Genomic DNA, 16,569 nt, shown 5'->3' on the forward strand with positions numbered 1-16,569 from the left:
CTGTCGCGGGCCGGCGAAGGACGTCCACGTCCCCCGCTGACGAGCCGGTGGACGGCGGGCCGGTGCCAGACGGATCAGCGGAAGACCAGCAGGCGGATGGCCTGGTCGATGGGAACGCCTCCGCCGATGAGCTCCAGCGTGCGGTGCCGGGTCTCCGGTCGGTCGAGCAGCGCCGCGATCACCGATGCCACGTCGTCGCGTGACACCTCGCCGTAGGGGAGCGGCGGGTCCGCCAGCGTGACGAGCCCGGATCCCGGCTCGTCGGTCAGGCGCCCGGGACGCAGGATGGTCCAGCTGAGCTCACGGGACCTGAGGTCCTCCTCGGCCGCGGCCTTCGCCGTGATGTACGCGCTCCACGACTCACCCGACCCGCGCGTGCGTGGAGAACCGCCGCCCATCGTGGAGATCTGGATGAACCGCGGCACCCCCGCGTGTTCGGCGGCGTCAGCCAGGAGGACCGAAGCGTCCCTGTCGACCGTCTGCTTGCGCGCGGCCCCGCTGCCGGGACCCGCGCCCGCCGCGAACACCACGGCGCCGGCGCCCAGGACGATCTCCGCGACCTCGCCGACCCCGGCCCGTTCCAGGTCGCAGAGCACGGGTTCGGCGCCGGCCGACCTGAGGTCGTCGGCCTGGGCCGGGTCGCGGATCAGGCCGACGGGGGCGTCGTCGCGCTCGGCGAGCAGCCGTTCCAGCCGCAGAGCGATCTTGCCGTGCCCGCCCGCGATCACCACGCGCATGTGGATCACCTCCGTCGACGCACTGATGGATGTACCCGGCGGGGAACGTGGTGGCGGTGCCGCCGCCGGGAAATCAGACGGCCGCCGAGACCAGGAGGGCGCGAGGCGGGAGCGCAGACACCACCTCGGTCTCATTTCCATAGAGGGTGGCGACCATCTCCTCAAATATCACCCCGAACCACCCCGAACCGCGCGTCCGATCTTTGCGGTAAGGCGAGCCTCAACGTCACTTCATGTGGTAGTCATGTAACGCAAAGTGATCGGGAAAGCCTCCGGCCTGCCGGCTGAACTCGTCTATGGGGATGGTCAATGCTCGTCTGCGCATTCGCCGTGGTGGCGGCGGTCGGCCTCGTGGCCGGGTCCGCCTTCCTGTTCCGGAAGCTGGCCCGGGGGAAGACGGGGGACGAGACCTCCTCGGGGCACGCGGGGGCGATGCTCTCCTCCCTGTTCCTGCTCGTGTTCGCCATCGCGATCGTCGTGCCGTGGACGACCGTCGACTCCGCCAGGCAGAACACCTATACCGAGTCCCAGGCGGCGGTGGAGGCCTACTGGTCCGCGGCCGCGCTGCCGGCCCCGGGCGGCGCCGAGGTGCAGGCGGGGCTGCGTGACTACGTCGGCTTCGTGCTCGACCGTGAGTGGCCGCTCATGGCGTCGGGCCGGCTCAGCCCCGAGGGCTCGTGGCGTCTGGACTCCCTGCGCACCCAGGTGGCGGCGCTCAACGTGACCGACGACGACGCGCGGGGGGCCAAGGGCGCGGCCCTCGACCGGTTGGCGGACCTGTCGGCCGCCCGCCGCCAGAGGGCGGCCGACGCCAAGGCCACACCTCCCGCCGGGGTGATGCTGCTGACGATCGTGACGGGCGTCGTGGTCGTGGTCTTCCCGTTCCTGGCGGGCGCGCGGCCTCGCGGACTCGCCCTCGTGCCGATGCTGGCCATGGCGGTGATGCTGGGAGTCGGCATCTACCTGGCCTGGGACATCTCACGCGTGTTCACCGGTGGGCTGGCGGTCACGCCGGACGCCTTCGCGAGCGCGCTGCAGGAGTTCCAGCGAATCCCCGAGAGTCGGTGACCCATGGGCTTCACACGGATGCTCGCGGTGGCGGGCGGCACCGTCGCGGGCTTCACGCTCGTGGCCGCCGGGGTGGCCCTGCCGGCCGTGGCCGAACCTCCACCGGCCCCTCTGGTGCGGGCCGACGTCAAGGTGAAGGTGGGGCCGCAGCCTCCGGACAACGGCGGTCTGGGCATCGGCGTCTGCGTCGATCTCCACACACTGGTCCGGCTGAAGGCCGAGGTCGGCATCCTGGCGCAGCCCCCGTGCGCCCGCTCGGAGCCTCAGCCGTCGCCGGACCCCCCGCCCCCGCGGCCCTCCCCTTCCCCCTCACCGACACGGCGGGTGTCCGCCCCCGCCCCCGCACTCGCCAGGCCCGCGCCCCCGCCGCCGCTGCCTGCCGTGCGGCAGCGAACGCCGACGCCCAAGCCGCCGTCCCCCCGGCCGGAGCCTTCGACGGTCACCTCCGCCTACCCCGTGCGCACGCCGCTGGCCGCCCCCGCACGGCGGCACCGCAACCCGCTCGGCACGATCATGGTTCTCGTCATCTTCTCCACGGTGATCGCCACCGCGGCGGGAGTGGCGTTCGCGGCCTTCCGCTGAGCCGGGGCCGCCTTCGAGCGAGGAGCCGGCCCCGGTGTGGCGCTATTTCAGGCCGGCGTCGAGAGCGGTGGTCAGGGATCCGGTGTCTCCGGACATCTCCCAGATCATCGCGCCGAGCAGCCCCTTGCTCTTCAGCCACGCGGTCTTGCGGCCGATCGACCAGGCGTCGTCGAAACTCCACCACTGGCCGCCGTTTCCGGTGAAGCAGTAAGTGGCGACCGCCTGCTCGTCATGCCGTACGGTGCAGCCGGGCACGCCGGACACCAGGTTCGAGTACCCGCGGGTACCGGCCTCCTCGGCGAACTGTCCGGGAGCCGCTCCGCCCGCCGCCTGCCACTCGCCGGACCTTCCGCCGTCGGCGACGCCCTGCCAGCCCCGCCCGTAGTAGGCGAGGCCGATGGTGAGTTTGCGTGGGTTCACTCCGGCCTGGAGGTAGGAGTTCACCGCGTTCTCCACACTGAAATGGAACGAGTACGGATCGTCGGCGTCGGCGTAGAGGTTGCCCTGGTGCCCCGTCCTGCCGGGCTCCCACGAATTGTCGCTTCCGGCGCCGTGGAAGTCGTAGCCCTGGATGTTGAAGATGTCCAGGGACTTGGCGACCTGTGGCAGGTCCCATCCCGCCGCGATCTTCGCCGGGTCGGCCGGGGTGAAGGCGGTGAGCTGGTAGCGCTTGCCCGTCTCCGTGGTCAGGGCGTCGAGTTGCCTGCGGAACTCGGCGATCAGAAGGGTGTTGTTCGCCTTGTCGTTCGGGCTGACGTGGTTGCCCGGATGGCCGTCCGAGCCTGGCCACTCCCAGTCGAGGTCGATGCCGTCGAAGATCCCGGCCGCGCTGCCCGGCCCGCCCGCGCTGTTGTACACCGGCAGGTTGCCCTTGATGTACATGTCGATGCACGAGCTGACGAACTTCCTGCGGGACGCGTCGGTGGCCGCCACATCGGAGAAGTACTTGGAGTAGGTCCACCCGCCGATCGAGATGAGCACCTTCAGGTTCGGGTACTTGGCCTTGAGCTTGCGCAGCTGGTTGAAGTTGCCGCGCAGCGCCTCCCAGCCGGTGTCGCCGACCCCGTCGACGGACTGCGCCGCGCTCATCGGCCTGCCGTAGTCGGCGTCGGCGTCGCCCGAGCCGTCACCCTGGTTGGGATCCTGCGGGTTGGCCGTGGTGCCCTTGGTGACACCGTTCAGGCAGGTCAGGTTGACCGGGTCGATGTTGGCGAAGGCGTAGTTGAGGTGGGTCAGCTTCGCCGCCGCGCCCGTGGTGTCGAGGTTGCGGACGAAGTACTGCCTGCCGTAGATGCCCCACTGCACGAAGTAGCCCACCCGGGCGTACCCGCTGCCGATGATGTCGCCGGTGGAGGCCGTCACGGTGTTGCTCGGCGCCGAGGTGTTGTCGTACAGGTCGCGGGCGCGGACCTGGAAGGTGTACTGGGTGGACGGCGACAGCCCGGACACCGTGGTGGTGGTGCCGGCCACGGTCGTGGTGAGCGTGCCGCCCACGTAGACGTCGTAGCCCGCGACGCCCTTGTCGTCGGTCGAGGCGTTCCACGCGAGCGCGACCGTCGACGACGTCGTCCCGGTGCTGCGCAGGTTCGCCGGAGCCGTCGGCGGCTGGGTGTCGTCGGCCGGGTTGTTCGTCCGGACGGCCAGTGCGGCGCTCGCGGCGGACAGACCGCCCTTGCGGTCCCTCGCCTTGACGGTGAAGGAGTAGGCCGTGTTCGGGGACAGTCCCGTGACCGTGGTGGAGGTCCCGGCCACCGTCATGGCGAGGGCCGCGCCGTTGTAGACCTCGTAGCCGGTGATCGGCAGGCTCCCCGGGGTCGCGGCGTCCCAGGCCAGGGAGACGGTCCTGGTGGTCTTGACGGGTGAGCGCATGTTCGCCGGCGCCCCGGGCGGCGAGTCCGCCGAACCGTCGCACTTCGCGTCGTTGACCCGGCAATTCGTGGCCTGCGCCGCGGAACTGAGCGTGAACGCCGGGCTGTACGGCTCGGTCGAACCGTGGGCCGCCACCGTGGTGTTGTAGAAGGCGGGGTTCAGCGTCACCTGACGGCCTGTCTGGCTCAGCGTGCCGTTCTGCGCCGCGCTCGCGGTGACGCCCGCGGGCAGTTCGAAGGTGATCGACCAGCCGTTGAGGGCGGCGCCGGAGTTGTTCTTCACCACGAACTTCGCCTGAGTGCCGTTGGCCGAGTACGTCGCCGTGAGCGGGGCCGGCGGGGGAGCGGGATCGCCGGTGCCGTCACAGCGGGCGCCGTCGATGGTGCAGCCGGCCGGCTGGGCCGCCGCGCTGAGGGTGAACGTGGGGCTGTACGGCTCGGTGTTCCCGTTCGCCCGGACGGTGTCGATGTAGAAGGCGGGGGTCAACGTGACATGGGTCCCGGCCTGCGAGGTCGTCGCGTTCTGGGCGTTGCTCACGGTCACCCCGGCCGGCAGGTCGAACTCGATCGACCAGCTGCTGATCGCGGAGGCGCCCGGGTTGCTCACCACGAACTTCCCCTGGGTGCCGTTCAGGGTGAAGGTGGCGATCAGGCGGTCGGCGGCGGAGGCGGGGGAGGCCAGGGCGATCGCCAGGACGATTACCGACAACACGGCGGCTAATCGGCGCATGTGGAAGCACTTCCTTACAGGAAAGTTTCCTAACAATTGCGCGGATCGTAATCCCGGCTCCTTCTCCAGGCAAGGCCCAAAACAGAGCGCCGCCTCCGCCTGTACGGCGGGAGGCGGCGCCGGCCGGCGAGATCAGCGACCGCGACGCGTCACACCGTGGGTGCCCGCGCGTGCCCTGGCCCTGCCGCGGACGATCGCCCACAGAGTGAGCAGGGCCACGACCGCGACGATCTGCCCCCCGACCACGAGGCGGTTGACGTCGAGAGCCGGCTCCCAGCGGACCTTGCCCTCCTTGATGACGTAGACGCCCGCCGGGGTCGCGGCCAGGCCGAAGCCCGCCCCCGCCCCCTCGGCGTGCCGATCGCCCGCATGCTCCCCGTCCGTGACGGGATCGCCGGGAAGCGCGCTCGGGCCGGCGCCCCCGCCTCCTCCGCCACCTGCGGCGATCCTGGCGACCGGGATGACCGTCACGCCGTCCACGGTGATCGGCTCCCCGAAGACCCGTTGAACCGTCACGTTGTCGTGGATCCGCGAGATCAGTTTCATGACCTCCATGGCTTGACTCCCTTCGTAGGACCCGCGCCCCCATGGTCGTCGGTGGCGCGTTCCCGCGGAAGAGCGCCCTTCTCCGGCACCGCCGGGGGCGTGCGGATCACCCCGGGAATGTTTGACCGGACGTTGATCGACTGGTCGTAGATCATGCGGTCTGTGGTGCTTACTGTCGATCTCGTACTGTTATTAGCGTTGGGGGAAGATCATGCCTTTCTGTGCCGTCATCGTGGCCGGCGTCCTGCTTGCCACGGGTTCTGGAACATCCGCCGACCCGGCCCCGGCCGTGGACGCGCAGGGCGTCGTCTCCGCGCCGGAGGCCGCGTCCGGTCCCGTCCGGGGTGTGTTGTCGCAGCTCGCCTGGATCGACGACCCCATGCCGACCTTCCCCGACGCGGCCGCGCTCCACGCGCCCACGCCACAGGACGTCGTGGTCGTGTGGCCGCCGGCCGACGGCACTGTGCCCGGAAGCCAGACGCTCATCCTAGACATCAAAGGCCACCAGCACGCGTCGTCGTGGTCCTCCGACGATTCCGACGGGTCCAGTTCGTCCGATGACTTCGGCTTCGACGGATCGGGAACGGATGACGCCGGCACGGGCTACGCGCACTGAGGCCCGCGGCATCGTCCGAACCGTTTCAGCTCCAGGCCAGCGAGCCGCGCCGGGCCCAGTAGAGGTCCGGATCCTCGGTCATCGCGGCCAGTCGCCCTTCCAGCCCGTCGTCCCACGGGACCGTGACGGACGCCAGGTTGTCCCGCAGTTGGGCCGTGGACGCCGCGCCGCTCAGCACGGTCGTGACCCACGGCCGCGCGAGCACGGCGGCGAGCGCCAGCGCGTCCGCCGGGACGCCCTGTTCCCGGGCGGCCGCCGCGAGTGCCGCGGGCGCCGCGCGGGGCGTCAGCCGGCCGTTCGCCACGCCCTCCTTGACGATCACGCCGAGCCCGGCCGCGTGCGCCCGGGACAGGGCGGGTCCCGCTGAGCGCTCCAGCAGATTCCAGGTCGACTGCACCGTGTCGAAGACCCCGGTGTCCACCGCCCGGTCGATGGTCTCCGCCTGCCGCGGGCCCGTGGTCGACAGCCCGACCGCGACGCCCTCCGCCCGCAGGGTGCTCAACGAGCCGAGGACGTCATCGTCGTCGAGCACTCCACTCTCCACGGTCGCAGAATGGATCTGGTAGAGCGACAGGTGCTCGCCGAGCAGTTCGAGTGTCTCGTCGAGCTGGCGGTGCAGCCGTTCGGCGGACAGGTCCTTGACCTCGTGGCGCTCCGCGTCCACCCGCCAGTCGCCGACGTATTCGTATCCCCACTTCGACCCGATCGTCGCGGCGCCCGGGGCGATCCCCCTGTCGTGCAGCCAGCCGGCGAGGAACTCCTCCGCCCTGCCGTACGAGCGGGCGGCGTCGAAGTAGCGCACTCCCGCGGCCCATGCGGCGTCGAGCACGGCCCAGCTCCGCGCGCGCATCGCGGCCACGCTCCGGTCCTCGCCGAGGTCCTCGTCGCGGCCGAGCGTGATGTAGGCCGGGCGGCCGACCGCGGCCAGGCCGAAGCCGACCGAGGTGACCCCCAGTCTCGTACGGCCGAGCGGATGTTCAGCGAGCATGGTCATTCCTCGTGCGGTTTGATCCAGTCGAAGGTGCGCTCGACCGCGCGCTGCCAGCTGTCGTACTCGCGGGCGCGGAGCGCCGGATCCATGGCCGGCAGCCACTGGGCGGCGCGGTGCCAGTTGCGGCGCAGACCTTCGAGGTCGGGCCAGTAGCCGACGGCGAGCCCGGCGGCGTAGGCGGCGCCGAGGGACACCGTCTCGGCGACCATGGGCCGGACCACCGGCACGTTCAGCACGTCGGCGATGAACTGCATGAGCAGGTTGTTCGCGGTCATGCCGCCGTCGACGTTGAGGGTCCGCAGGTTCAGTCCGGAGTCGGCGTTCATCGCGTCGACGACCTCGCGGGTCTGCCACCCCGTCGCCTCCAGGACGGCCCGGGCCAGATGCCCCTTGGTGATGTAGGAGGTGAGGCCGACGATGATGCCGCGCGCCTCGCTGCGCCAGTGGGGGGCGAACAACCCGGAGAAGGCGGGCACGATGTAGCAGCCGCCGTTGTCGTCGACGGTCCTGGCCATCGTCTCGATCTCGGGGGCGGTGCCGATGAGTCCCAGCCCGTCCCGGAACCACTGGACGAGTGCCCCGGTGATCGCGATGGACCCCTCCAGCGCGTAGACGGCGGGCTCGTCGCCGATCTGGTAGCCGACGGTGGTCAGCAGGCCGTGGGTGGAGCGGATGGGCTCATGGCCGGTGTTGAGCAGCAGGAAGCTGCCCGTGCCGTACGTGCACTTGGCCTCGCCGACGGCGAAGCAGGTCTGCCCGAACAGCGCCGCCTGCTGGTCGCCGAGGGCGGCCGCGATGCGCACGCCGGGCATGACGCGCGTGGCCGCGCCGTACGTCTGGGCCGACGGCCGGATCTCCGGCAACATGGCGCGGGGCACACCGAAGAAGTCCAGGAGCGTGTCGTCCCAGCTCAGAGTGTTTATGTTCATCAGGAGCGTGCGGCTCGCGTTGGTCACGTCGGTGACGTGCACGCCCCCGTCGGGGCCGCCGGTGAGCTTCCAGATGAGCCAGCTCTCCATCGTGCCGAACAGGACGTCGCCCCGCTCGGCACGCTCCCGCAGGCCGGGGGTGTGGTCGAGCAGCCAGCGGATGGTCGGGGCCGAGAAGTAGGTGGCGACGTGGAGGCCGCAGAGTTCCTCGACGATGTACGCGTCGGGGCGGCGGGACAGCTCCTCCACCAGCATGTCGGTGCGGGTGTCCTGCCAGACGACGGCCCGGGTGACGGGGATCCCTGTGTGGCGGTCCCATAACACCGTCGTCTCCCGCTGGTTCGCGATGCCGACGGCGGCCACCTCCCCGGAGCCGATCCCGGCCTGCGCGAGCGCCTTCGGACCGATCTGCTCCAGGTTGCGCCAGATCTCGGTGGCGTCGTGCTCCACCCAGCCCGGACGCGGGAAGTGCTGCTTGTGCTCGCGCTGCGTCACCGACACCAGGCGGCCGCCGTGGTCGAAGAGGATGCAGCGGGTCGAGGTCGTTCCCTGGTCGATGGACATCACATAACGCTCAGCCACGGTGTCCTCCCTCCGTGTCAGGCGGGCAGCGGATTTCACCGGGTTCTCCGAGCGAGATCACCAGCGAGGGGCTCCGAGATCGCGCGACACCGCCCGCGCGGCGTCGCGTACGAAGGTCACGAGATCGGGCCGAGGGCGGTTGTGCGGATCGCACAGCCGCTCGATAGGCCCGGAGATCCCCATGGCGCCGACGACCAGGCCGCCGTATCCGCGGATCGGGGCGGCCACGCTCGCCTCTCCCACGGTCGTCTCCTCGACGTCGGCGGCCCAGCCGACCTCGCGGATGCCGGACAGGGCGCGGGTGAGCTCCTTGGCCGTACGGATCGTGCGGCGGCTGAACGGCTCGAGGTCGCCGTCGGGTACGGCCGCGGCGGCGTTGGCGTCGTAGGCGAGCAGAACCTTGCCCATGGCCGTCGCGTGCATGGGCAGCAGCACGCCGACGTCCAGCGTCTGGAGGGTGTCGTCGGGCCGGAAGACGTGGTGCACCACGAGGAGCTTGCCCTGCAGATGGGTGCCGATCCGCACGGCCTCGCCGCTGCGGGCCGCGAGCGCGTCGGCCCAGTTGATCGCGCGGGACCGCAGCTCGTTGACGTCAAGGTAGCTGGTGCCGAGGTGCAGCAACGCGGCGCCGAGCTGGTACTTGCCGGTCGCCTCGTCCTGCTCCACGAAGCCGACCATCTGGAGCGTGCGCAGGATGCCGTGCGCCGTGCCTCGGGCGAGGCCCAGCGAGTTGGCGATCTCGCTGAGGCCGAGCCGCCCTGACCCCTGGGCGAGCAGGCGCAGGATGGCGGCTGCTCGCTCGATGGACTGAACTGGACCGGGCATGGAGCGGATCGTATCTCCGGCGAAAAGCGTTCGACAATGCCGACGCAAGATCTTGGCGTGAGGCTTTACCTCACCGGGTTTACTTCGATGAACGACCGGCCGGGACGTTATAGACGGAAATGAAGTGGCCTGCGTCACGCAACGAGCCTAATACGGACCACTGAGCCTGACCAGTGTTCGACAATGCCGACACTCATTCGTTGACGTACTTCACAGCGAAGCTTAACGTCCCGTTGCATCCCCTGTGGGGGTCCCAATACCACCGCCCGTCCGCGTCATTGGAGGCGGACATGGTCTTAGGAGGAGACATGGCGGAACGGTTCGCAAACCGAGGGCTGCTGGGCGAGCTGGCGGCCGAGTTCGCGGGGACGCTGATCCTGATCCTCTTCGGCACGGGCGTCGTCGCCCAGGTCGTCGGCGGCGGGATCGGCGACCACGACAGCATCGCATGGGCGTGGGGACTCGCGGTCGTCCTCGGTGTCTACACGGCGTCCCGCGTCAGCGGCGCCCATCTCAACCCCGCGGTGACCGTGGCCCTGGCCGTCTTCAAAGGGTTCTCCTGGCGCAAGGTCCTTCCGTACGCCCTGGCGCAGACCCTCGGCGCGTTCCTCGCGGCGCTGATCGTGCGATGGAACTACAGCGAGGTCCTGGCCAAGGTCGACCCCGGGCACACCGTCAAGACGCAGGGGGTCTTCTCGACCCTGCCGGGCAACGGCACGCTGCCGGTCCACATGTGGGGCGGCTTCCGCGACCAGATCATCGGCACCGCCATCCTCCTGTTCCTGATCCTCGCCGTCACCGACGTCCGCAACTCCGCCCCGCTCGCCAACCTGGCGCCGTTCATCGTCGGCCTGATCGTGGTGGCGATCGGCATGGCCTGGGGGACGAACGCCGGTTACGCGATCAACCCCGCCCGTGACTTCGGCCCCCGCCTCGCCTCGTTCCTGACGGGGTATGGAACCGCCTGGCGCGACCAGTACGGTGACCTCTATTTCTGGGTGCCGATCGTCGCGCCCCTCATCGGCGGCGTCATCGGCGCAGGCCTCTACCAACTTCTGGTCGACCGCTTCCTGCCGCGTGAGGGAGCGCCTGAGCCGGGCCGCACCCCGCCGCCGGCCGACTACGAGGCCGCGACGGCCGCCCGCTGATTCCCGACCCGGTATTAGATCGGTGTGACCCCACGACACGAGAGGCAGACGAACGATGGCCGACTTCGTCGGAGCGATCGACCAGGGCACGACGAGCACCCGTTTCATGATCTTCGATCACGGCGGCAACGAGGTGGCCCGCCACCAACTGGAGCACGAGCAGATCCTTCCCCAGGCGGGCTGGGTCGAGCACAACCCCACCGAGATCTGGGAGCGGACCCGCGCCGTCGCCGACACCGCGATGCGCGTGGCCAATCTGCACACCTCCGACCTCGCCGCGCTCGGCATCACCAACCAGCGGGAGACGGCGGTCGTGTGGGACCGCCGCACCGGCCGGCCGTACTACAACGCGATCGTCTGGCAAGACACCCGGACCGACCGCATCGCCGCGGCACTGGAGCGCGAGGGCAAGGGAGACGTCATCCGGCGTAAGGCGGGCCTGCCCCCGGCCACGTACTTCTCGGCCGGCAAGATCCAGTGGATCCTCGAGAACGTCGACGGCGTCCGCGAGGCGGCCGAGCGCGGTGACGCGATCTTCGGCAACACCGACACGTGGCTGCTGTGGAACCTCACGGGCGGCGTCGACGGCGGTGTGCACGTCACCGACCCCACCAACGCCAGCCGCACGATGCTGATGAACCTGGAAACGCTCGACTGGGACGACGAGCTGCTCTCCTTCTTCGACATCCCCCGCCAGATGCTTCCGGAGATCAAGCCGTCGTCCAACCCCGACCTGTACGGCACCACCCGCCTGCTGGGCGGGGAGCTGGCGCTGTCCGGCGACCTCGGCGACCAGCAGGCGGCGACGGTCGGGCAGGTCTGCTTCGAGCCCGGCACCGCCAAGAACACCTACGGCACCGGCAACTTCCTGCTGCTGAACACCGGCACCGAGCCGGTGCGCTCGCAGAACGGCCTGCTGACCACGGTCTGCTACCAGTTCGGCGACGCCAAGCCGGTCTACGCGCTGGAGGGGTCGATCGCGGTCACGGGCTCGGCCGTGCAGTGGCTGCGCGACCAGCTCGGGATCATCTCGGGCGCCGCGCAGAGTGAGGCGCTGGCCCGGCAGGTCGAGGACAACGGCGGCGTGTACTTCGTGCCCGCCTTCTCGGGCCTGTTCGCCCCCTACTGGCGGTCGGACGCCCGCGGCGCGATCGTCGGGCTGTCGCGGTTCAACACCAACGCCCACCTGGCGCGGGCGACCCTGGAGTCGATCTGCTACCAGACCCGCGACGTCGTCGAGGCCATGCAGCAGGACTCCGGAGTCGTCCTCGACGTGCTGCGCGTCGACGGCGGCGTGACCGCGAACGAGCTGTGCATGCAGATGCAGGCCGACATCCTCGGCGTGCCGGTGTCGAGGCCGGTCGTGGCCGAGACCACCGCGCTCGGCGCGGCCTACGCCGCCGGGCTCGCCGTCGGTTTCTGGCAGTCCACCGACGACCTCAAGCAGAACTGGAACGAGGCCCGCCGCTGGGAGAGCCAGTGGAACGACGAGCAGCGCGAGCGCGGCTACGCCGGCTGGAAGAAGGCCGTCACCCGCACCCTCGACTGGGTCGACGTCCAGTGAAACGTCGCCGGGCCGCCTGCCTGTCAGACAGGCGGCCGCCCGGCACCTCCCCTCGATCAATGAGGAGCTCGAAACACGATGTCTGAATATTCGGGGCCGACTTCCGTGCCATCCCTGGAGCCCACTCCAGGACCGTCTCGCGGGCCGGTGCTGGGACCCCGGTACCGGGCGGCGGCGCTGCGCACCCTCGGCGAGCACGAGTTCGACGTGCTCGTCGTGGGTGGCGGCGTCGTGGGGGCGGGAGCCGCGCTCGACGCGGTCTCCCGCGGCCTGTCCGTCGCCCTTGTGGAGGCCCGCGATCTGGCGGCGGGCACGTCCAGCCGGTCGAGCAAGCTGATCCACGGTGGCCTGCGCTACCTGGAACAGCTCGACTTCCGGCTGGTGCGCGAGGCGCTCAAGGAGCGAGGCCTGCTGGTGACCCGGCTGGCGCCGCACCTCGTCCGGCCGGTCTCCTTCCTCTACCCGCTGACCCACCGGGTCTGGGAACGGTTCTACGTCGGCGCCGGGATCACCCTGTACGACACGCTCGCCGGGTCCTGGGGACTGCGGCGTCACCGCCAGCTCAGCCTGCGGCGGACGCTGGAGAAGGCCCCCGCGCTGCGCAAGGACGCGCTCGTCGGATCCATCCAGTACTACGACGCGCAGGTCGACGACGCCCGGTTCACCATGATGGTCGCCAGGACCGCCGCCCAGTACGGGGCCTGCGTCACCACGAGGACACCGGTGATCGGCTTCCTCCGCGAGGGCGCCCGGGTGACCGGGGCGCGCGTGCGCGACCTGGAGAGCGGTGCCGAGATCGAGGTCAGGGCCCGGGAGGTGATCAACGCCACCGGCGTCTGGACCGACGAACTGCAGCGGCTGGCCGGCGTGGAGGGCACCGCGACGGCGAGGCCCACCGAGGGAGTGTCCGTACGCGCGTCCAAGGGCGTGCACGTAGTGGTGCCGCGCGACCGGATCAGGCTCGACACGGGGCTCATCCTGAAGACCGAGAAGAGCGTGCTCTTCGTCATCCCGTGGGGGGCGCACTGGATCGTCGGGACCACCGACACCGCGTGGGACCTGGACAAGGCCGAGCCGTCCGCGACCAACGCGGACATCGACTACATCCTCGACCACGTCAACGCCGTGCTGAAGACCCCGCTGACGACCGATGACATCGAGGGCGTCTACGTGGGCCTGCGCCCGCTCATCGGGCAGTCGGGCGCGAACACCGTCAAGCTCTCCCGCGAGCACGCCGTGACCAGGCCGCTCCCCGGTCTGACGGTCGTCGCAGGCGGAAAGTACACCACCTACCGGATCATGGCCAAGGACGCCGTCGACGCCGCGGTCAGGCACCTGGGCGAGGCCGTACCCGCGTCGATCACCCAGCGGGTCCCGATCATCGGCGCGGCCGGGTTCGAGGCCGTGCGCAACAACAAGAGGCGGCTCGCGGAGCGGGCCGGGCTCCCGGTCGGGCGCGTGGAGCACCTCCTGCACCGGTACGGCTCTCGCACGGAGGAACTCCTCGAGATCATCGGGATGGCGCCCGGTCTCGGCGACCCGATTCCGGGCGCGGAGGCCTACCTCAAGGTCGAGGCGGTGTACGCGGCCTCGCACGAGGGCGCGCTGCACCTGGAGGACGTCCTGGTCCGCCGCACTCGCATCTTCATCGAGGAACGCGACCACGGGCTGGAGGCCGCGGGGGAGATCGCGGAACTCCTGGCGCCGATCCTCGGCTGGGACGTCGACCGGACGAAGAGGGAGATCGACGATTATCGGCAGTATGTCCAGGCCGACACCGCGTCCCGGCGGGAGCCGGACGACGCCGCCGCGAACGCCGTACGGCTGCGCGGTCTGACGCCGTCGGAGGCGATGAGCTGATCATGGGCTGACCCGCCGGGGTCGCCGTCCCGGCGGTGGCGGCGGGCGGGCCCGGCCGGCATCACGAAGGGACCGTGATGCGGGCCCGGCAGGAATCACAAAGGGGCCGGCGATCGACACGTGCGATCGCCGGCCCCTTTCGTGTGCCCGGTCCTATACGGTCACCGGTTTCACCTGCTCAGTTGGCGTCCAGCCGGGCGAGCTCGTCCGCCGACAGCTTGAGGTCGACGGCCTCGGCCGAGTCGCGGGCCGTCTCCGGACGCGAGGAACCGGGGATGGGGATCACGACCGGGGCCTTGGCCAGCAGCCACGCCAGGCAGACCTGCTGCGGGCTGACGCCGTGCTCCTGTGCCACCTCGGCGAAGGGGGCGAAGCGGGAGCCCAGCTCGCCCGCGCGCGAGATGCCGCCGAGCGGGGCCCACGGCAGGAAGGCGATGCCCATCTCCGCGCACAGGTCCAGCTCGGGCTCGCTCGAGCGGAAGGCGGGGGAGAACTGGTTCTGCACGCTCACCAGCCGGCCGCCGAGGATCTCGTTCGCCGTGCGGATCTGCTCGGGGTTCGCGTTCGAGATGCCGGCCATGCGGATCTTCCCCGCGTCCAGCAGGTCGCGGACCGCGCCGACGGAGTCCTCGTACGGAACGGTCGGGTCGGGACGGTGGAACTGGTAGAGCCCGATCACGTCCACGCCCAGCCGCTTCAGCGAGGCGTCCGCGGCCTGCCTGATGTGCTCGGGCGATCCGTCGACCGTCCAGGAGCCGTCGCCCGGGCGGAGGTGGCCGCCCTTGGTGGCGACCAGCACCTCGGAGGTGTCGCCGCCGTAGCTCGCCAGCGCCCGCGCGATCAGGGACTCGTTGTGGCCGACCTCATCCGCGTGGATGTGGTAGGCGTCTGCGGTGTCGATCAGAGTCACGCCTGCGTCGAGCGCCGCGTGGATGGCCGCGATCGAGCGCGACTCGTCCGGGCGTCCTTCGATCGACATGGGCATGCCGCCGAGGCCGATCGCGCCGACCTGGACGTCGCCGATGTTGCGGGTCTGCATCTGAATCCCCCAAAAACGACACGTACTCTTCTGCTCCTCCGCGGGCCGGAGTGACTCCGGCCCGCGGAGGACGGGTCTCGCTCGACTCTAGTGATTGAAATCCGGAGTATCGCGCCGGGGCCCCGGCATCCGAATCAGGCGAGGATCCGCACGGGGTTCTCGACCAGGGAGAGGAAGGCCCGCATCCACTCGGCGGCGACCACGCCGTCGACGGGGCGATGGTCCACCGAGAGCGTCACCCGCATGACCGTGCCGACCTCGAGCGCGCCGTCCTGGACGACCGGCTCCTGACGAGCCGCGCCGACGGCGAGGATCGCGGCCTGCGGCGGGTTGATGATGGCGGCGAAGTCCTCGGTGCCGTACATGCCGAGGTTCGTCACGCTGATCGCGCCGCCCTCCAACTCGTCCTGCCGGAGCCGCCCGGTCCTGGCCCGCTCGGCGAAGTCCCTGACGGCCGTGGCCACGGACGAGACGGTCATCCGCTCCACGGACCTGAGCACCGGCGTCACCAGGCCGCGCTCGGTCGCGATCGCCACCGACACGTCGACCGAGGAGAACGACCGGACCGCGTCCGGCGTCCAGATGACGTTCATCGCCGGGACCAGCAGGTGGGCTCCGGCGACGGCCTTGATCACCAGGTCGTTGACGGAGACGCGGACGGGGGCGCCGTCGTTCAGCTCCTCCCGCAGGCGCAGCAACCTGTCGACCCGTGCGGTCCCGCGCAGGTAGAAGTGGGGGGTCGTCTGCTTGCTCTCGGTCAGCCGTGAGGCGACGGCCCTGCGGATCCGCGAGTGGGGGATCTCGGTGAAGGCCGGGGTGCCCGTCACCGGGCCCGTCACGGGGGCCGTCGGCGTGCCCACCGCCGTCGCGGGGGACGCCGCCGGGCTCGTCAGGGCCGCGGCCGGGGGCGCCGCGATGACCGGCGCGGCCCGGTCCCGGCTCGCGATCGCCGCCTCCACGTCCCTGCGGATGATCCGCCCGTTCGGGCCCGTGCCGGTGATCTGCTCGTACGGCAGGCCCGCCTCCTTGGCCATCCGGCGGGCGAGAGGGCTGGAGAAGACCCTCCCCTTCCTCGTCCCGTTGGCCGTACCGGCCGCCGGTGCCTGAGCGGGGGCCGCGCCGGCGAGGGAGGAGGGCGCCGGCGCGGAGTCGTTGGCGGCGGGGGAGCCCGATGCGGTGGCGCTCGCCCCGGGTGAGGTCACGCCGAGCTCGGCGAGCAGGGCGTCGACGTCGGCTGCCTTCTCGCCGGGTCCGCCGATGACCGCGATGGGGGAGCCGACCTCGACCCCCGCCCCCTCGGGGACCAGGGTCTTCAGGATGACGCCGTCGGTGTCGGCCTCGACGTCCGCCACGGCCTTCTCGGTCTCGACGGTGGCGATCACATCGCCCTTGGCGTACGGAGTGCCCTCCGGGAGCGGCCATCCCTGGAGGACGGCCTCGACCGCGTTGGCGGCCAGTTCTGGCATGCGCAGGAGCTTGGCCAT

General features: G+C 70.7%; 14 protein-coding genes. 6 read left to right on the forward strand and 8 right to left on the reverse strand.

Annotated features, from left to right (window positions below; genetic code table 11):
* Nucleotides 1–74 precede the first annotated feature (74 nt).
* Nucleotides 75–737: an SDR family oxidoreductase gene (locus tag Pmi06nite_RS12035; RefSeq protein ID WP_203953000.1), complete on the reverse strand. Its 663-nt coding sequence runs from the start codon at nt 735–737 to the stop codon at nt 75–77.
* Nucleotides 738–1,046: 309 nt separating this feature from the next.
* Here Pmi06nite_RS12035 and Pmi06nite_RS12040 point away from each other — a divergent pair, with 309 nt between their 5' ends.
* Complete coding sequence (locus Pmi06nite_RS12040) at nt 1,047–1,805, forward strand: bestrophin-like domain (protein ID WP_203953001.1); 759 nt, start codon at nt 1,047–1,049, stop codon at nt 1,803–1,805.
* A 3-nt stretch (nt 1,806–1,808) separates the two neighbouring features.
* The gene (locus Pmi06nite_RS12045; protein ID WP_203953002.1) at nt 1,809–2,387 is read left to right on the forward strand and encodes a hypothetical protein; all 579 of its coding nucleotides are present in this window, start codon (nt 1,809–1,811) and stop codon (nt 2,385–2,387) included.
* A gap of 42 nt (nt 2,388–2,429) precedes the next feature.
* Here the strand turns inward: Pmi06nite_RS12045 and Pmi06nite_RS12050 are convergent, their stop codons facing one another.
* Complete coding sequence (locus tag Pmi06nite_RS12050) at nt 2,430–4,985, reverse strand: glycosyl hydrolase family 18 protein (protein WP_203953003.1); 2,556 nt, start codon at nt 4,983–4,985, stop codon at nt 2,430–2,432.
* 132 nt (nt 4,986–5,117) lie between these two features.
* Entirely contained in the window at nt 5,118–5,540 is a 423-nt protein-coding gene (locus Pmi06nite_RS12055; protein ID WP_203953004.1) for a spore germination protein GerW family protein, read from the reverse strand.
* Between the two features lie 202 nt (nt 5,541–5,742).
* On the opposite strand from Pmi06nite_RS12055, the gene Pmi06nite_RS12060 reads away from it, so the two are divergent.
* Nucleotides 5,743–6,147 carry a hypothetical protein gene (locus Pmi06nite_RS12060; protein ID WP_203953005.1) on the forward strand — a complete coding sequence of 135 codons (405 nt, stop codon included), beginning with the start codon at nt 5,743–5,745 and terminating at the stop codon, nt 6,145–6,147.
* 25 nt (nt 6,148–6,172) lie between these two features.
* Here the strand turns inward: Pmi06nite_RS12060 and Pmi06nite_RS12065 are convergent, their stop codons facing one another.
* The 3 genes from Pmi06nite_RS12065 to Pmi06nite_RS12075 are packed head-to-tail and all read right to left on the reverse strand — an operon-like array spanning nt 6,173 to nt 9,474.
* Nucleotides 6,173–7,135 carry an aldo/keto reductase gene (locus tag Pmi06nite_RS12065; protein WP_239113845.1) on the reverse strand — a complete coding sequence of 321 codons (963 nt, stop codon included), beginning with the start codon at nt 7,133–7,135 and terminating at the stop codon, nt 6,173–6,175.
* A 2-nt stretch (nt 7,136–7,137) separates the two neighbouring features.
* Nucleotides 7,138–8,649, reverse strand: coding sequence for a glycerol kinase GlpK (gene glpK / locus Pmi06nite_RS12070; protein WP_203953007.1), 1,512 nt, complete (start codon nt 8,647–8,649; stop codon nt 7,138–7,140).
* A 57-nt stretch (nt 8,650–8,706) separates the two neighbouring features.
* Entirely contained in the window at nt 8,707–9,474 is a 768-nt protein-coding gene (locus tag Pmi06nite_RS12075) for an IclR family transcriptional regulator (RefSeq protein ID WP_203953008.1), read from the reverse strand.
* Nucleotides 9,475–9,782: 308 nt separating this feature from the next.
* On the opposite strand from Pmi06nite_RS12075, the gene Pmi06nite_RS12080 reads away from it, so the two are divergent.
* From Pmi06nite_RS12080 to Pmi06nite_RS12090, 3 genes are all read left to right on the forward strand, one after another.
* Nucleotides 9,783–10,622: an MIP/aquaporin family protein gene (locus Pmi06nite_RS12080; RefSeq protein WP_203953009.1), complete on the forward strand. Its 840-nt coding sequence runs from the start codon at nt 9,783–9,785 to the stop codon at nt 10,620–10,622.
* Between the two features lie 55 nt (nt 10,623–10,677).
* Nucleotides 10,678–12,186 carry a glycerol kinase GlpK gene (glpK, locus tag Pmi06nite_RS12085; RefSeq protein ID WP_203953010.1) on the forward strand — a complete coding sequence of 503 codons (1,509 nt, stop codon included), beginning with the start codon at nt 10,678–10,680 and terminating at the stop codon, nt 12,184–12,186.
* 150 nt (nt 12,187–12,336) lie between these two features.
* Nucleotides 12,337–14,046 carry a glycerol-3-phosphate dehydrogenase/oxidase gene (locus Pmi06nite_RS12090; protein WP_373317295.1) on the forward strand — a complete coding sequence of 570 codons (1,710 nt, stop codon included), beginning with the start codon at nt 12,337–12,339 and terminating at the stop codon, nt 14,044–14,046.
* Between the two features lie 178 nt (nt 14,047–14,224).
* Here the strand turns inward: Pmi06nite_RS12090 and Pmi06nite_RS12095 are convergent, their stop codons facing one another.
* Together Pmi06nite_RS12095 and Pmi06nite_RS12100 are read right to left on the reverse strand one after the other, a co-directional pair.
* Complete coding sequence (locus Pmi06nite_RS12095) at nt 14,225–15,085, reverse strand: aldo/keto reductase (protein WP_203953012.1); 861 nt, start codon at nt 15,083–15,085, stop codon at nt 14,225–14,227.
* 134 nt (nt 15,086–15,219) lie between these two features.
* Complete coding sequence (locus Pmi06nite_RS12100; RefSeq protein WP_203953013.1) at nt 15,220–16,569, reverse strand: 2-oxo acid dehydrogenase subunit E2; 1,350 nt, start codon at nt 16,567–16,569, stop codon at nt 15,220–15,222.

The organism is Planotetraspora mira (assembly GCF_016863275.1).
Lineage (GTDB): Bacteria > Actinomycetota > Actinomycetes > Streptosporangiales > Streptosporangiaceae > Planotetraspora > Planotetraspora mira.

Bases quoted from the DNA above. Each gene is read 5' to 3' on its own strand.
- Pmi06nite_RS12035 (WP_203953000.1), bottom strand. From the start codon at position 737: ATGCGCGTGGTGATCGCGGGCGGGCACGGCAAGATCGCTCTGCGGCTG.
- Pmi06nite_RS12040 (WP_203953001.1), top strand. From the start codon at position 1,047: ATGCTCGTCTGCGCATTCGCCGTGGTGGCGGCGGTCGGCCTCGTGGCC.
- Pmi06nite_RS12045 (WP_203953002.1), top strand. From the start codon at position 1,809: ATGGGCTTCACACGGATGCTCGCGGTGGCGGGCGGCACCGTCGCGGGC.
- Pmi06nite_RS12050 (WP_203953003.1), bottom strand. From the start codon at position 4,985: ATGCGCCGATTAGCCGCCGTGTTGTCGGTAATCGTCCTGGCGATCGCC.
- Pmi06nite_RS12055 (WP_203953004.1), bottom strand. From the start codon at position 5,540: ATGGAGGTCATGAAACTGATCTCGCGGATCCACGACAACGTGACGGTT.
- Pmi06nite_RS12060 (WP_203953005.1), top strand. From the start codon at position 5,743: ATGCCTTTCTGTGCCGTCATCGTGGCCGGCGTCCTGCTTGCCACGGGT.
- Pmi06nite_RS12065 (WP_239113845.1), bottom strand. From the start codon at position 7,135: ATGCTCGCTGAACATCCGCTCGGCCGTACGAGACTGGGGGTCACCTCG.
- Pmi06nite_RS12075 (WP_203953008.1), bottom strand. From the start codon at position 9,474: ATGCCCGGTCCAGTTCAGTCCATCGAGCGAGCAGCCGCCATCCTGCGC.
- Pmi06nite_RS12080 (WP_203953009.1), top strand. From the start codon at position 9,783: ATGGCGGAACGGTTCGCAAACCGAGGGCTGCTGGGCGAGCTGGCGGCC.
- glpK (WP_203953010.1), top strand. From the start codon at position 10,678: ATGGCCGACTTCGTCGGAGCGATCGACCAGGGCACGACGAGCACCCGT.
- Pmi06nite_RS12095 (WP_203953012.1), bottom strand. From the start codon at position 15,085: ATGCAGACCCGCAACATCGGCGACGTCCAGGTCGGCGCGATCGGCCTC.
- Pmi06nite_RS12100 (WP_203953013.1), bottom strand. From the start codon at position 16,569: ATGGCCAAGCTCCTGCGCATGCCAGAACTGGCCGCCAACGCGGTCGAG.